The organism is Amycolatopsis sp. SB7-3 (assembly GCF_041021335.1).
Taxonomy (GTDB): domain Bacteria; phylum Actinomycetota; class Actinomycetes; order Mycobacteriales; family Pseudonocardiaceae; genus Amycolatopsis; species Amycolatopsis japonica.
The window spans coordinates 3578286-3592480 of sequence record NZ_JBFPJQ010000001.1 but is presented as its reverse complement, the minus strand read 5'-3'; the positions used below and the strand labels follow the sequence as shown (position 1 = coordinate 3592480).

The 14195-nt window shown below is 68.1% G+C and carries 15 protein-coding genes and 1 other RNA gene; 8 read left to right on the top strand and 8 right to left on the bottom strand.

Features of this window, described 5'->3' with window-relative positions; genetic code table 11:
* The 3 genes from AB8M46_RS17930 to AB8M46_RS17920 all read right to left on the bottom strand — a co-directional run bounded on the left by AB8M46_RS17930 (position 1) and on the right by AB8M46_RS17920 (position 2060).
* Positions 1–477, bottom strand: a complete 477-nt coding sequence (locus AB8M46_RS17930; protein WP_076153445.1) for a hypothetical protein — start codon at positions 475–477, stop codon at positions 1–3.
* A gap of 9 nt (positions 478–486) precedes the next feature.
* Complete coding sequence (locus AB8M46_RS17925; protein ID WP_005166545.1) at positions 487–753, bottom strand: hypothetical protein; 267 nt, start codon at positions 751–753, stop codon at positions 487–489.
* A 443-nt stretch (positions 754–1196) separates the two neighbouring features.
* A complete protein-coding gene (locus tag AB8M46_RS17920; protein WP_038518857.1) occupies positions 1197–2060 on the bottom strand; it encodes a hypothetical protein in 864 nt (287 codons plus the stop codon).
* 355 nt (positions 2061–2415) lie between these two features.
* Here AB8M46_RS17920 and AB8M46_RS17915 point away from each other — a divergent pair, with 355 nt between their 5' ends.
* From AB8M46_RS17915 to AB8M46_RS17900, 4 genes are read left to right on the top strand one after another with little or no spacing between them, the layout of a single operon-like run.
* Positions 2416–2916 carry a YbaB/EbfC family nucleoid-associated protein gene (locus AB8M46_RS17915; RefSeq protein ID WP_394360796.1) on the top strand — a complete coding sequence of 167 codons (501 nt, stop codon included), beginning with the start codon at positions 2416–2418 and terminating at the stop codon, positions 2914–2916.
* Between the two features lie 25 nt (positions 2917–2941).
* Entirely contained in the window at positions 2942–3274 is a 333-nt protein-coding gene (locus AB8M46_RS17910) for a hypothetical protein (protein ID WP_037331971.1), read from the top strand.
* Between the two features lie 5 nt (positions 3275–3279).
* Entirely contained in the window at positions 3280–4422 is a 1143-nt protein-coding gene (locus AB8M46_RS17905; RefSeq protein WP_037331972.1) for a hypothetical protein, read from the top strand.
* Between the two features lie 50 nt (positions 4423–4472).
* The gene (locus AB8M46_RS17900) at positions 4473–5108 is read left to right on the top strand and encodes a hypothetical protein (protein ID WP_073847570.1); all 636 of its coding nucleotides are present in this window, start codon (positions 4473–4475) and stop codon (positions 5106–5108) included.
* Positions 5109–5386: 278 nt separating this feature from the next.
* On the opposite strand, the gene rnpB is transcribed toward AB8M46_RS17900, so the two are convergent.
* The 5 genes from rnpB to AB8M46_RS17875 form a co-directional block, all read right to left on the bottom strand.
* Positions 5387–5785: RNase P RNA component class A (gene rnpB, locus AB8M46_RS17895), an RNA gene on the bottom strand.
* Between the two features lie 14 nt (positions 5786–5799).
* Complete coding sequence (locus tag AB8M46_RS17890) at positions 5800–6360, bottom strand: hypothetical protein (protein WP_394360795.1); 561 nt, start codon at positions 6358–6360, stop codon at positions 5800–5802.
* Positions 6281–7564, bottom strand: a complete 1284-nt coding sequence (locus AB8M46_RS17885) for an NAD(P)/FAD-dependent oxidoreductase (RefSeq protein WP_037331975.1) — start codon at positions 7562–7564, stop codon at positions 6281–6283. Before AB8M46_RS17885 ends, AB8M46_RS17890 begins: the two co-directional genes overlap by 80 nt.
* A complete protein-coding gene (locus AB8M46_RS17880; protein ID WP_394360794.1) occupies positions 7561–8370 on the bottom strand; it encodes a ferredoxin in 810 nt (269 codons plus the stop codon). Before AB8M46_RS17880 ends, AB8M46_RS17885 begins: the two co-directional genes overlap by 4 nt.
* Positions 8367–9017 carry a DUF4142 domain-containing protein gene (locus AB8M46_RS17875; RefSeq protein ID WP_394360793.1) on the bottom strand — a complete coding sequence of 217 codons (651 nt, stop codon included), beginning with the start codon at positions 9015–9017 and terminating at the stop codon, positions 8367–8369. Before AB8M46_RS17875 ends, AB8M46_RS17880 begins: the two co-directional genes overlap by 4 nt.
* 246 nt (positions 9018–9263) lie before the next feature.
* Between AB8M46_RS17875 and AB8M46_RS17870 the strand changes: the two genes are divergently transcribed.
* Genes AB8M46_RS17870 through sfnG form a run of 4 tightly spaced genes read left to right on the top strand, consistent with a single transcriptional unit; the run spans position 9264 to position 14171 of the window.
* Complete coding sequence (locus AB8M46_RS17870; RefSeq protein ID WP_394360906.1) at positions 9264–9818, top strand: sigma-70 family RNA polymerase sigma factor; 555 nt, start codon at positions 9264–9266, stop codon at positions 9816–9818.
* 11 nt (positions 9819–9829) lie between these two features.
* Positions 9830–10189: a zf-HC2 domain-containing protein gene (locus tag AB8M46_RS17865; RefSeq protein ID WP_235213166.1), complete on the top strand. Its 360-nt coding sequence runs from the start codon at positions 9830–9832 to the stop codon at positions 10187–10189.
* A 31-nt stretch (positions 10190–10220) separates the two neighbouring features.
* The gene (locus tag AB8M46_RS17860; protein ID WP_394360792.1) at positions 10221–13046 is read left to right on the top strand and encodes an AAA family ATPase; all 2826 of its coding nucleotides are present in this window, start codon (positions 10221–10223) and stop codon (positions 13044–13046) included.
* Positions 13047–13079: 33 nt separating this feature from the next.
* The gene (gene sfnG / locus AB8M46_RS17855; RefSeq protein ID WP_037331985.1) at positions 13080–14171 is read left to right on the top strand and encodes a dimethylsulfone monooxygenase SfnG; all 1092 of its coding nucleotides are present in this window, start codon (positions 13080–13082) and stop codon (positions 14169–14171) included.
* Positions 14172–14195 lie beyond the last annotated feature (24 nt).

Sequence of the window (14195 nt, the reverse complement as noted above, 5' to 3'; positions counted from 1 at the left end):
CTACCTCCCGGCCCGAGCCGCGGGGCGGCTCCGACGCGCTCGTGGTGTTCCCTGAGCTCCGGCGCCGCCGCCGTAGCCGTGGTGCTGGTACTGCCGTCTCCTGCGGTGCTTCGGTAGCGGGCGGTTCGCCCGTACCCGGACGCGGGACGCGCTGGCCGCGCCACCCGTGCCCGTGGTCCGTTCTCTCGGTGTGTTGAGCTCTTTCGCCGCCATCGCGGCCACGGCGCCCAGCGGACGCTCGTGGCTGATCTTGGCCGTGATCAATCTGGTGATCACAATTGTGGCGACGAAGGCCCAGGCGGTCGAGAAGAACCCAAAGCTCCAGCCCGCCCACCGTTCGACGGTGAGCACGAGCAGGAAGACCGGGATACCGACGAGCCACGCCACGTAGCGGGCTCTCCAGGGAAAAGTCGCTTTCGGCGGGCCGAGCCATACGGCATCGACCCGGTAGACCTCGTCATCGGTGCGGATACGCAACGCGAGCCCTCAGCCTGTGAAGAGGCCGGCGATCCACTGGCCCACGTTGACTCCGGCGCCACTCACGGCGAGGCCGATGATCGCCAGCGCGATCACGACACCGGCGAGTCGGCGCATGACACCCGCGTTGTCCCCTTTGCCACCGCCCAGCCACAACAGGAGGAGCGCGACGGCCAGCAGCACCAGGGGGATGATGTTGTCGATCAGCCAGGTACGGACGTTGCCGGTGCCGAGCTCGCCGGCGGCCAGCGTGTCGAGGGTGGTCAAGGTCATCATCGCATTACTCCCGGTGCGCGGAGAGGGGGTTCGCGCGGTTCTGGCTCGGTGGTGCTTCGAACATCATGGCGTCACGAGGCGTAGTGGTCAAAGCGCGCTCTGTAGATGTCGTTTTGTCTACAGTTCACAGAGCGAGGCACAGCACCACGACCATCCTCGGTCTCCATCATCGTTGCAAGGGTCGTCTGGATTAACCCCGGCCACCCGTATTTCGCAGTGTGCGAACGGCCTCACTCGCTTGCGAGGCATCTTGCTCACTGTGAGTACGGGTCGGCCGGGGAGAATCCGGCCTCGACCAGTGTGACATGACTCGTTCGGTGGCTTCTCACGAGTCCGCTGGGTGAACACGCATTCGACAAAAAACGCGAACGCCGATCAAGCGAAAGTCACGCTTCCGTTACCCAAAGCGAAATCGGGACGGCCATTTTCACTACATAGCGTGATTATCGGCCCGTCGAGAACACATTCGCGGGAAAAGCGCCGGCTTCGACGGCCTGGCGGCTCAAAGGCCCGCACAGCTCGTGAAGCCGCTTCGTCTTCTCTTCGCCGAGATGCTCCCAGGGCCCCGCCGAAGCCGCGTTCGTGGCGACTTCGAGCCGCTCGCGAAGATCGTTCCCGGCCTCCGTCAGGCCGCCTTGGTCGTCGAGGACGCCCTGCTCGCGAAGCTTGGCCGCCGCGGCGTCCCACTGCTCGTCGCTCCAGCCGCGGGAGGCCTTGGCCGCCTCGGGCAGGAACCCCTTGCCGGTGGCGGTGTGCGAGACGAGAGCGGCGAGCCCGTCGACCCCGTTGGCGACGAGCGCGGCGATGTGGCCGTCCCCGCGATGCTCGCGCAACAGGGTGATGGCGTGCCAGAGGACGAGATGCGGCTCGCTGGGCCAGTCGAGGCCGGCGTGCCCGGCGTAGAGCGGACGGCCGTCCGGCTGACAGCCGCCGGTCGCCTCGCGGGCGAGTTCGGCCGCCTCGGCGACCGCTTCGGAGCCGAGGGTCTCTTTGCCGAGGAGCCGGGTCAGCGCCGCGTCGACGGCTTCGAACCGGGCTTCGATGATCTTTTCGGGCGTGGCGAGCGTCCACGCGCGCGGGATGTGGCGGGCGACCAGTTCCGGATTGAAGTTGTAGAACGTCGCCGCGACCACGCCGGGCCCGACCGCGCCCATCGGCGCCGCGCGGCCCGCGAAGTACGTCATGCGCCCCGGACGGAGACCGGCGCCCGTGAGCGCCTCTTCCGTCTCGGGGGCGAAGTAGGTAAGGGAATGCAGTACATCGAACGTCCCGCGGAAACGTCCCGTGACCCGACTCGCTTCACCCATGGGGGCACCCTACCGGCAGGTAGGTATCCGGCGCAGGTCTCACCGCCGAGGGAGCAAGGGACCTTTGCTACCACTCGGGCCGCTGACCTGCGAAAAGAGAGCAGGGGACCTTTGCTACCACTTGGAACGGGGGTGTGTGGATATAGGGACGTTGAGTGTCCCTATATCCACACACCCTTACTCCGCGTGGTGACCGTGTGGATTTTGTCGCGTTGGGTGACCCGAAATCCATACAGTCCTCGTACAGAGGGAGCAAGGGACCTTTGCTACCACCCCCGCGACGACGCGGGAACCGAACCAGCTCGGCTACGTCATACTCCTGAAGCCGGATCACCACAGCGCACGGGGAGCGACGATGTCCGCCCAGATGGAACAACTGATCGCCCAATTCGAGAACTTCCAGGCCAAGGTGCGCCAGGCCGAGGCGCGCTTCGCCGAAGTCGGCGACATGCAGGAGCGGATCGCGCAGGTCGAGACCTCCGTGACGTCCCCGTCCGGCGAGGTCACGGTCGTCGCCGGGGCGGGCGGAACCGTCACCGACCTCCGGCTCAGCGCGGGCGCCATGCGCCTCGAAGCGGGTCACCTGTCCTCGGTGATCATGAGCACCCTGCGCAAGGCCGTGGCCGGCGCCGCCCAGCAGCAGGCCGGGATCGTGGACGAGACGTTCGGCGAGGCGTTCGGCGTCAACACGTCGCAGCAGGTTCGCGAGGCACAGGCCGAGGCGTTCGGAACCGTCGAGGAAGAACCCGCGTCACAGCAGCAGCAACCGCAGCAGCCATCCCGCCCGGCGCGCCGCGCCGCCCCGCGGGACGACGACGACTACTTCGACGACGGCTCCTTCCTGCGCCGCAGCTGACCGAACCGACCGAGGGACTCCCACGATGTCAAAGGGAATCGAGACGAATATCGCGGCGATCGCCGCGTATGCCCAGCAACTCCCCTATTACGAGCAGGAAGCGGAGAAGTTCGGCGCCAAGATCGACGCCGCCGACGTGACCGACGAGGCGTGGGGCATCGTCGGGATCTGGGCCAAGCAGGGCTACACCGATCGGCTCGGCGAACTCCGTTCGCTGATGAACGACATGAAGGACGGCGTGGACGGGTTCATCTCCAAGCTGAACAAGGCCTCCGAGATGTACCGGGGCATCGAAGAAGCCGGAAAGGTCGAGTTCGGCAAGCACGAGGCGACCATCGACGAAACGCTCGGAAAGTAGGGGTCATGACCGAGGAGAAGTCGAGCATCGCCGACGGGGTCGACGTCCAGGCGTACGACGAGAGCATGAGCGCGAACCTCGATCGCGCGATGGGGCACGTGCCGGTGGCGGGCACGATCTACAAGTCGGGCAAGTCGATCGCCTCGCACGCCCAGCAGGCGGCCCAGGCGGACAACCCGGCCGAACTGGCGTCCGCGGGTGCCGCGCTGGTCGGGGACGGGGCCGCGTTCGTCGGCGCCGCCGCGACCGACATGGTCACCTTCGCGATGGACCCGATCGGCTGGCTGGTCAGCCACGGGCTGAACATGCTGCTCGAGCTGGTCCAGCCGCTGCAGGACGCGTTGCACCAGGTCACCGGCGACGGCCCGGCCATCGGGCACGCGTCGGAGAACTTCGTGGCGCTCGCGAACGGATTCGTCGCCCTCGCCGACGACTTCGAGAAGACCGGTGACGCGGCGCTCGCCGAGTGGGTGGACGACGCGGGCAAGGCCGCGAAGGAAGCACTGGGCGACTTCTCCGCCGGGATCCGCGGCGTCGGTTCGGCCGCCGGATCGGTGGCCGAGGTGCTGCAGATGTGGTCGATGGTCATGGTGGTCATCGAGGAGCTGATCAAGGGCATCATCACCGAACTGATCTCCTGGCTGATCACCATCTGGCTGCCCGCGCTGGCCGCGTCGGTGATCAGCTTCGGCAGCTCGGTCGCCGCCGCGATGACCGCGTCCATCGCCAAGGCCGCCAGCGTGCTGCAGAAGGTGACCAAGTACCTCGGCAAGTTCGGCAAGCTGCTCGACACCTTCATCGAGTACCTCGCGAAGTACGCGACCAAGGTCGTGGACATGACGAGGAAGTTCCGGATCGGTACCTACGCCGGTGAGTCGAAGTTCTCGCTGAACGTCCTGGAGAACACCGCCGGGGTCGCGCTCACGCCGAGCAACCGGGTGCTCACCACGATGTTCGGCACCTCCGTCGGCGTGCGCCCGCTGGTCTCCGGCGCGGCCGTCAAGGGCGGCATCGGCGCCGGGAAGGCCGCGTACACCGAGGGCAAGGAAGCCGTCATGCCGGAGGGGGAGAACGAGCCGTGGTTCAACAAGAGCGAGATCGGCGGGGACAAGAGCCCGGAGGAGACGCGGGGGAACCTCGACATCTGAGCGACTCCCGGCAGCGGGCAGCGGAAAAGATCTTCGCGCACCAGGAGCGCATGGAGGACAAGGCGGAGAAGGCCCTTGTCCGGCCTGGCTTCCGTGAACGGGTCGAGGAACTCATGGCCGCCCAGTGGCGCGAGCCGGTCATCGTGCTGCGGCTCGGCGACACCGATCTGGGTTTCGACGTGCCCGGCAGGCGACTGGACGGCACGGTCAAGGGGAAGCGGCTCGTCCGGCGGTTCTTCTGGAACGTGTTCCGCGGTATCGGCGGCGCGTTCGTCTACGTCTTCGCGCTGCTGAACGGTGCGGGCAGTGGTGGCGGCAAGGGCGGTCACCCGTTCCAGCGGGAGATCCGCGTGAAGGGTCCGGCGAACGCGATGGCGCTCGAGCCCGCCGATCGGGTGCGGAAGGCGAGCGGGCCCTGGCTGGTGTGCTCGCCGTCCGCGATCGCGGTGGTGGACACCGGCTCGACCTACCGGGATCTGGCCGACGCGCCGCCGCCGGAGATCCTCTGGCAGGCCAGGAAACCGCAGGCACCCGCGATCGACTTCCGCAAACGCGTCCTGACTTGGCCGGACGGGTCGAGTTTCGCGTTCACGCTGCACGGACGCACCGAGGAGCGGTATCTGCGGGAGCGTTTCGAGTTCCCGGACACGATTCACTGGACCGGACGGCCGGACGCGCCGAAGTAGCTCGCTCGGTTCTTGAGGGCTGGAGGACGCTTTTGCCGAGGGCCCCTCAGTCTCCGGTCGGAGCACCTGCTCGCTCGGTGCCTCCCTCATGTCCCAAAGGGTCCCTTGAAGACCTTCAACGTCCCAAAGGGTCCCATCAGGACACACCCGCGCGCCCTCAACTGAACACCGGAACTCACCCACTGTCCCCAATGTGGCATTGGGGACACTCAGCGTCCCCAATGCCACATTGGGGGCAACCGGCTCCAGCGCCGAACCGGCGCCCCCGAGAAGTAGTACGGACGAGCCGGCGTGTAAGCCGGATCCTGTCCCCGCCCCGCCTTGCGGCTGAGCGGGTGGCGGCCATCCATCTAGGCCCGCCGTCGCCGACGGGCTCGAGCGGCCTACCCGCAGGCTCGGGCGGGCAGCCCTCGATCGCCTGCGCAGGAGCCTCGCGGCTCCCTCTTGGCCTTGCTCCGGGTGGGGTTTACCTAGCCGTCCTGGTCACCCAGGACGCTGGTGGTCTCTTACACCACCGTTTCACCCTTACCTCCGCCCGCGAAGCGAGCGAAGGCGGTCTGTTTTCTGTGGCACTGTCCCGCGGGTCGCCCCGGGTTGCCGTTAACAACCACCCTGCCCTGTGGAGTCCGGACTTTCCTCGAACCGGTCTCCCGGCTCGCGGCCGCCCCGCCGACTCGTCCGTCGGCGAATCCTACTGCACGGGTGCCGGCAGGCAGTTCAGGTTGCGTCGTCCGTCGGGTTCGACCACGAACCACACGTGGTCGGTGCCCTGCCCGGTCCATTCGCCGGGCCGCGCGTTGGCGAACTTGTAGAGCGGCCAACCGGCCAAGGTCACCTGCTTGGCGCCTTCGGGACGCTTGATGGTGTCGACCAGTGCCGGATCGATGCCGGTCACCAGGGGCGTGCCGGTCGTCGTGACGGGGGTCCACACCGCGGCGCAGTCCCCGAGGCAGGTCGAACGGGCCTTGTGCGGGTTGTCGCGTTCGTAGCGGAAGAGCACGGCGCCGGTCTCGTCGAGGACAGCTTGCCCCATCCGTGTCATGTAGACGGCGGTGAGTCGCGTGCCGGGCGGAGGGTCCGTCGGTGTGTTGGCGCGCGAAGTGACGGGCTGCGACACCCGCGGGCTGGGGAGCGATTCCGTCACCGGAGCCTGAGCCGTCAGCGACGCGGGTTCAGCCGCCTGCCACCACATCGCGGCGCCCACGACGAGCGCCGCGATGACGACGAGCATGGTCAACCGCGATCGGCGCATCAGGCGTCTCCGTTTCTCCCGGGTGGCTGACGGGGTTCTGTGCCGCGATCTCGTTGGTCCAGTGGAGGACGGCGGACGGGCTGTCGAGGCCGACGACACCGACGAGGCGTCCCTTGCGGACGAAGCCGGTGACGGGCCGTTCGCCACCGACGGGTGAAGCGAGCGCGACGGTGTCGGTGCCGAGCTTCGGGATTCCGCCCGCCTGGATGCGCATGCCGTGCTGTTCGGACCAGAACCGCGGCACCGGCGCGAAAGGCCGCGAAGCCTGCGGCCCGGCGAGGAGGTTCTCCGCGGCCGCACGGCCCATCTCGACGGCGTTGAGCCAGTGCTCGACCCGCCGCGGCGTCTCGTCGAAACGCAGGTTCGGCCATTGCGCGACGTCCCCGGCGGCGACGATGTTGTCCATCCCCAGCACGTGACAGGTCGGCGAGCAGACGACGCCGTCGTCGAGCGGCAGTTTCGCGCCGCGCAGCCACGAGATCGACGGCACCGTGCCGACGGCCACCACGACGCACGAGACGTCCAGGATCCAGCCGTCGGATGACCGCAGCCGCAATCCGTTCGGCGTGGTCTGCCAGTTGTCGATGGACGCGCCCAGCGCCAGCCGCACCCCGCGCGAGCGGTGCAGCGCCGAGAGCTTCTGCCCGATGTGCTTGCCGACGACCTCCCCGAGCAGATGCGCCGACCGGCCGATGACGGTGACCTCCCGGCCGATCTCGCGCAGGCTGGCGGCGACCTCGCAGCCGATGAACCCGCTGCCCAGCACCGCGACCGGGCCGTGGTCGGCGGCCAGGTTGTCGCGCAGTTCCGCGGCGTCGGCCAGGGTCCGGACCACGACCACCCGCGGATGTCCGTGCGGCACACCGGAAAGCCTTCGCGGTTCGACGCCGCTGGCGATGACGAGCCCGTCGTAGGGCAGTTCCTCGGCACCGGGCAGATGGACGACCTGGCGGCCCGGCTGCAGATGCGTCGCCGGGGTGTTGAATCGCCATTCGGCGTCGATCTCGTCGGGCCGGGCGAGCAGCATCTCCGCCGGGCCGGTGGCGCCGGTCAGCAGTTGCTTCGACAACGCCGGCCGGTGATACGGCGGCTCCGGCTCGTTGCCGACGATCACCAGTTCTCCGTCGAACCGCAGTTCCCGCAACCGTTCCGCACAGCGCAGCCCGGCCAGCCCGCCGCCGACCACGACGATCCGTTCGCTCATCGTCGCGCCCCCTGTAATCGGATCGCCCGCATCGGACAGGCTCTGGCCGCGGCTTGCACGAGCGGCACCTGTTTGGCGCCGGGTTTCCGGAGGTAGCGCAGCTGTCCGTCGCCCTGCAACTGGAAGACCTGCGGCGCTTCGGCCTGACAGATGGCGTAGCGGTGGCACTTCCGGTCGTCGACGGAGATCCGGACCGGCTCGGCCCGGCCGGTGCCGCCTTCGAGCAGTCCCAGCAGGACCAGCGCCCGCGGCGGGAGCACCCGCAGCACGGTGAGCACGACGGCCGGGGTGAGCACGGTGATCCCGCCGAGCCAGACCGTCGCGAGGTTCCCGTTCGCGGACGCGCCCAGCCAGGAGTGGATGGCGAGCAGGCCGACCGCGAAGTAGCCGGCCTGATGGAACCGCTGCCCCCGTGGATCGGCCGCGCCACGGCGCATCGCCGCGGTGACCGAGACGGCGATGAACAATTCCAGCCCGACGACACCGGCCGCGTGCCGCGCGAATCCTCCCCCGGCGAACGGGATCAGCAGCGCCAGGACACCGAACGACTCGTCGTCGAGGAACAGATAGGACAGTCCATGGACGACACCGGTGGCGAGACTGAACACCGCGAGCACGACGTGACCTCCGCGCAACGCCTCGTGACCGGTGACGCGCCTGATCCAGCCGGTGGCGCTCAGCACGCCCCACACCAGCGTCAGGCACATGGTCACGTAGGCGAACCGGGCCGACAGGGCGGCGATGTCCCGCACCCCGCTGTCGTGGGGTGACGGTGCCGGGATGACGGCCAGGAGCGCGGCGTTCATCCGCGCCTGCCCGATGCCCCGAGCACCCGGACGAGCCCGAAGGTCGCGCCCCCGGCGATCCCCGCCATGAGCACGCCGAGCGCGAGATCGCCGCCGTCGAGTTCGTCACCGCCGCCGGGTGCGACCATCAGCGAGGTGGTTTCGGCGATGCCGGTGCTTTCGAGCAGGGTCATATGCCGCATGACGGTGTCGACGGCGGTCTGCGCGAAGGACCGCATCGCGTCGTCGCGGGTAGCGGCCCGCACCTGGGAGGCGAGACCGAAGACGCTCCCGTGCGCGGCGCGGGCGCGATTGACGTAGAGGCGGTCGAAGTCGGCGCCGGCGGCCGCGGTGATCTCGTCGATCCAGGAACGCTGTTCCGCGGTGGGCTCGGCGGGGAGTTCGACGCGGACCTTCGAAGCGAGCGCGCGGACCTGGGCGTCGAGCCGGTCGTGGTCGTCGGCGAGTTTCCGGCCGACCTCCCGTACCCGCTGCCCGCTCCCGCGCTGTTCCGCCTGACGGCTGATCGGCCCTTCCCACAAACCCGCTTGGCGCACGCGGACGAGCAGTTCACGATCATGGGCGTCGATTTCCGCGAACGCTTGGATGGGCGTTCCCGCCCATATCACCAAGCAGGCGATCACCAGTCCGAACAGCCGATAGATCATTTCACCCGTCCCCGTCCTCGAAGTGCCTCACTGGGAGTACGGCGAACCGGAGCGGCCGGTTCGATCTAGCCGGAGCAGGCCGGTGTGATGTGCATCACACGACACATTTAGAACCGTTTATCGCCGCGATACGTACCGGCCGACTAAATGTAAACGAACCACTACTGCACATGGCTCACGGCGATAGTCTGCGCTACGGTGTACGAACCCGTGAAATCCTCCACCGCCGGGGAGGTAGCGAATCTTATGGAAGCAGTGGGCAGAGGATACCGGTTCGATGGCGACCATCGGCCGGGCGAGGTTCCAGATGAGTTCATTTCGGTACTGTACAAGGATTTCCGGGACACGCTGTTCGGGCAGGTGATGTACCTGACGGGCCATGATCAACAATGGACAGAAGACGTCGTCCAGGAAACACTGATCCGCGCCTGGCAGCATTCGGACACGTTGAACCGCGAGCCGGGAATGTTGCGTGGCTGGCTGCTCACGGTCGCCAAGCGGATCGTGATCGACGGCTGGCGAAACCGGCGAGCCCGGCCACAGGAGGTCGAGCTGGACAGTTCCGAAAACGCCGAAATAGCGGACCGGACCGAACAGTCACTGTCCGCACTCGTCATTTCCGAAGCACTGCGTTATCTGGACGGCAAATACCAGGCCGTCATCTACGAGACGTATCTGACCGGGCATACGGTCCGGGAGGCGGCGGTGATATTGGGGATCCCGGAGGGAACGGTCAAATCACGGCTGTACGCGGCCATTAAGACATTGCGACGGTCGTTAGGAGAACTGGGGTCCCGATGAGGAAGCGAAAGGTGAAACACACCGATGTGGCGGCGTACGTACTCGGCGTGCTGGACCGCGCCGAGGCGCACGCCTTCGAGAAGCATTTGAAGGGCTGCGCGCGATGCGGACGGCAGGTCGCGGAATTCGCGTCGGTGGAACACGCGCTGGCGAAGGCCGATCTGCGCTACCTGTCCCCCGTCACCACGCGATGTCGCGGCCGGCTGTCGATGATCACGGCGAACCTCGTCGTGGTCTTCCTGGCGTGCGTCGTCGCGGCCTTGATGTCGTCGCAACGATCGTCCCGGCGGATCTCGTCGGATGCGGACATCCCGGCTCCTGCTCCCCTCGACGACCAGCGATCACTCCCGTTACCGCTTACATGCGAGTAGTCTGCCGCAAGCCGACACGAAGGTCTCTACGGTGCATACCGAAGTAAATCCCGAGAGTCCCTTCGGCGGGCCTTCGGTACCGAAGCGCCGCGCCGCCGGGTTACTGGGTCAAGACGGCGAACTCGACACGATCACCGGACTGCTCCGCGCCGCCCTGCGGGGCCGCGCCGTCAGCGCGGTGGTGGTCGGCGAGTTCGGGATGGGCAAGTCCTCGATGCTCACCGCGGCCGGCGAGCTCGCCGAAGCGGCCGGGTTCACCGTCGCGATCGCCACCGCCTCCCGGCTGGAAACCCACCTGAGCGGCGGTGTCTGCCGTCAGCTGGTCGAAGGGCTCACCCACGCGCCCCCCGAACCCGGATCGCCGCGGCCGCGCACGCCGCACGCGGCCGAAATCCTGCCGGATCACCCTCCCCGGACCGAACGGGAGCAGACGGAGGCGCTCGACGCCTTCTTCCACATCGTCCGGCGCGCCGCCGAGCAGGGGCCGGTCTTCCTCGGCATCGACAACATCCACCTCGCCGACCCGTGGTCGATGCGCTGTCTCGCCTACATCCGGCACCGGGTCGAACAGTTGCCGGTGGTGGTCGTGCTGACCTCGCTGATCGGGCATCTGCAGACCGGCGAGGTCGCCCTGCTGGAGATGTCCGGCTGCACCCCGGCGACCATCCTGCTGCGCGGGCTCGGGACGCGGCACGTCGCCGAGTTCCTCCAGGTCTCCGTCGGACGGTTCGCCGAAGAATGCCGCGAGGTCACCGGCGGCAACCCGTTCCTGCTGGGCGCGCTGCGCCGCCGCCTGATCCCGGGGATGGATCCGGCCACCGCGGGGTCGGCGATGATCGGCGAGGTGCTGCGGGTCCGCGTGCACCAGTACACCGCCGCGCCGAAGGTGCTCGAGGCCGTCGCGATCCTCGGCGAGGACGCGAGTTTCGACCTGCTGGCACAACTCGCCGGGGTCGACGAGAGCACCGCGCTGGAAGCCATCGACACGATGGTGCGCGTGCACCTGCTGACCAACAGCCACCGGCCGTCACTGACCTACCGGTTCGTCCGCAACTCGGTGCTCGCCGACATGCCGCTCACCACCAGGGCGGTCACCCAGTCACGGGCGGCGCGGCTCCTGCACGACGCGGGTGCCGCGCCGGAGCGGGTCGGCGTCCATCTCCTGGAGGCGACCGCGATCAGGATCCCTTGGGCGGTCGACGTCCTGCGCCTGGCCGCGCGGCATTCGGTGGTCGAGGGCGACCCGGAGCTGTCCGTCCGGTTCCTTTCGCGCGCGCTCGAAGAACGGCTCAGCGAACGCAAGCGGATGGCGATCCTGCTCCAGCTCGCGCACGCGGAATTCCACTGCGACCGGGATTCGGCGCCGGCCAGGGTGCGCGAGGCCATCGACCATATCGACGACCGGGAAACCGCGGCCTTCGTCGCGACGGCCATGATCCTTTCGCTGTGCTGCGGCCCGGACGCGCGGCTGGCGATCAACTCCGCGGGCCAGTTCGCCGCACGGCTCGACGCGGGCGGGCCCGACGCCGTCTGGCCATTGCTCTGCATGACCTATCTCGCCGAAGCGGGCAGCAGACTCGGGCCACCGCCGGACTTCCGCGACTTCGAACGGCAATGGGCGCCGCTGAACGATCCCGCCGCGCAACAGAGCCGATCCGGTCTCCTCGCGCTCGACGCGGTACGCGGCGGCAAGTCCTCGGCGAACGCCGTCCGGCATTTCGGAGAGGCGTTGTCCGGCGAACAGCCCGAACTGTTCGAGCAGCCGTATTTCTTCACGCTCGCGACGGCCGCGCTCGCCGACGAACCCGCGCTCACCGACAAGCTCTGCCAAGTGCTCGACACCGAACGCCTGCCGTGGGACTTCCACGTGCCGAAGGGCGCCCTCGCCACCCTCGCCCGCGGCATCGCCCTGCAGGCGGGCGGAGACCTGGTGCGCGCGAGTGTCCACTTCGAATCGCTGGTGCGGCAGTTCGACGAGCGCGGGGTCACCGGCCGCTGCCCGATCGCGGTGCTGTGCGCGGCGAGACTGATCGAGGTCTCGGTGGACCTCGGCCGCCCCGACCTCGCGAAAGCCCTGCTGGACAGAATCGATTTCGGGGCCACACAAGCGCTTTTCACGCACAACTACCTGCTCTACGCCCGAGGCAGACTTCGTGCGGCCACCGGTGAACCGGAGCTCGGGTACGAAGACCTGCTCGGCTGCGGGCGCCGTCTCGAACACCACGGCATGCGTTTCCCCGGCTTCGCTCCTTGGCGGGCGCACGCCGCTCGCACCGCGCTGGCGCTCGGTCGCACCGACGCGGCGGCCCGGCTCGCGGAGGAGGATCTCGAGGCCGCGGAACGCTGGGGAGCGCCGAGGATCCTCGGCGGCGCGCTGACCACGGCCGGGCTCGTCCGCGAGGACGAAGAGGGCGAACGCCTGCTCACCAAGGCCGTCGACGTCCTCGGCGGGTCGACCGCGAAACTCGCGCTGGCCGAGGCGCTGACCGAGCTCGGCGTGCTGCAGGCCCGGCACGGGCAGGCCGAAAAGGCGGTCGGCACGCTGCGGATGGCCGCGCAGTCGAGCAAGCATTGCGGGGCGCGGCCGCTCGCGAGGCGGGCCGCGGAGGCGTTGCGGGACGCGCGGGCGAGCCTCGCGACCGCGAAGGACAACGAACACGGTCTCACCAAACAGGAATACCGCGTCGCGCTGATGGCGTCACAGGGTCTCACCAACCGGGAGATCGCCGAAGCACTGCACCTGACCCGCCGCACCGTCGAACTGCATTTGTCCGGGGCCTACCGCAAACTGGGCATCACCGGACGCACCGAATTGGGTTCCGCGCTCGGACGGTCTCAGCGCGTGGACACCGATTGACGGTTTCCGGGGGCGGCGGGTTCACTCCGCGGCATGCCGGGAATCGAATCCGAACCACTCAAATTCGCCTATTGGGTCCCCAATGTGAGCGGCGGTCTGGTCACCAGCGACATCGAGCAGCGCACCGACTGGGGATACGAGTACAACCGGGATCTCGCCGTCCTCGCGGAGAACAGCGGCTTCGAGTACGCGCTGAGCCAGGTCCGCTACACGGCCAGCTACGGTGCCGCCTACCAGCACGAATCGACCGGGTTCAGCCTCGCGCTGCTGCTCGCGACGCAGCGGCTCAAGGTGATCGCGGCCGTCCATCCCGGGCTGTGGCATCCCGGGGTGCTCGCGAAGTTCATCGCGAGCGCGGACGTGATCTCCGGCGGGCGCGCGGCGGTCAACGTGGTCAGCGGCTGGTTCAAGGACGAATTCACGAACCTCGGCGAACCGTGGCTGGAACACGACGAACGGTACCGTCGTTCGGAAGAATTCATCCGCGTGCTGAAGGAACTCTGGACGAGCGACCACGCCGAATTCGCCGGTGATTTCTATCGGATCCACGATTTCGACATCAAACCCAAACCGGTCGGGCGGCCGCATCCGGAGATCTTCCAGGGCGGCAACTCCACCGCGGCGAGGAAGCTCGCGGGCCGGGTCTCCGACTGGTACTTCAGCAACGGCAAGGATTTCGACGGGTTCAGCGAGCAGGTCGAGGAGGTCCGCGGCTACGCGGCCCAGAACGACCACGCCGTTCGGTTCGGGCTCAACGGTTTCGTGATCGCGCGGGAGACCGAGAGCGAGGCGAAGGCCGTGCTGCGCGAGATCGTCGAGAAGGCGAACACCGAGGCCGTCGAAGGTTTCCGCGGTGCGGTCAAGCAGGCGGGAAGCTCCACATCGGACAAGAAGGGGATGTGGGCCGACTCGGAGTTCAAGGATCTGGTGCAGTACAACGACGGCTTCCGCACCGGGCTCATCGGCACGCCGGAGCAGATCGCGGACCGGGCCATCGAGTACAAGAAGCGCGGGGCGAACCTGCTGTTGCTCGGCTTCCTGCACTACCTGGAGGACGTCGAGCACTTCGGGAAGCACGTGCTGCCCGTGATCCGGGAGAAGGAGGCCGCCCTCGACCGCGTTTAGTCCTCTGAATGCGGGCGTATCGCA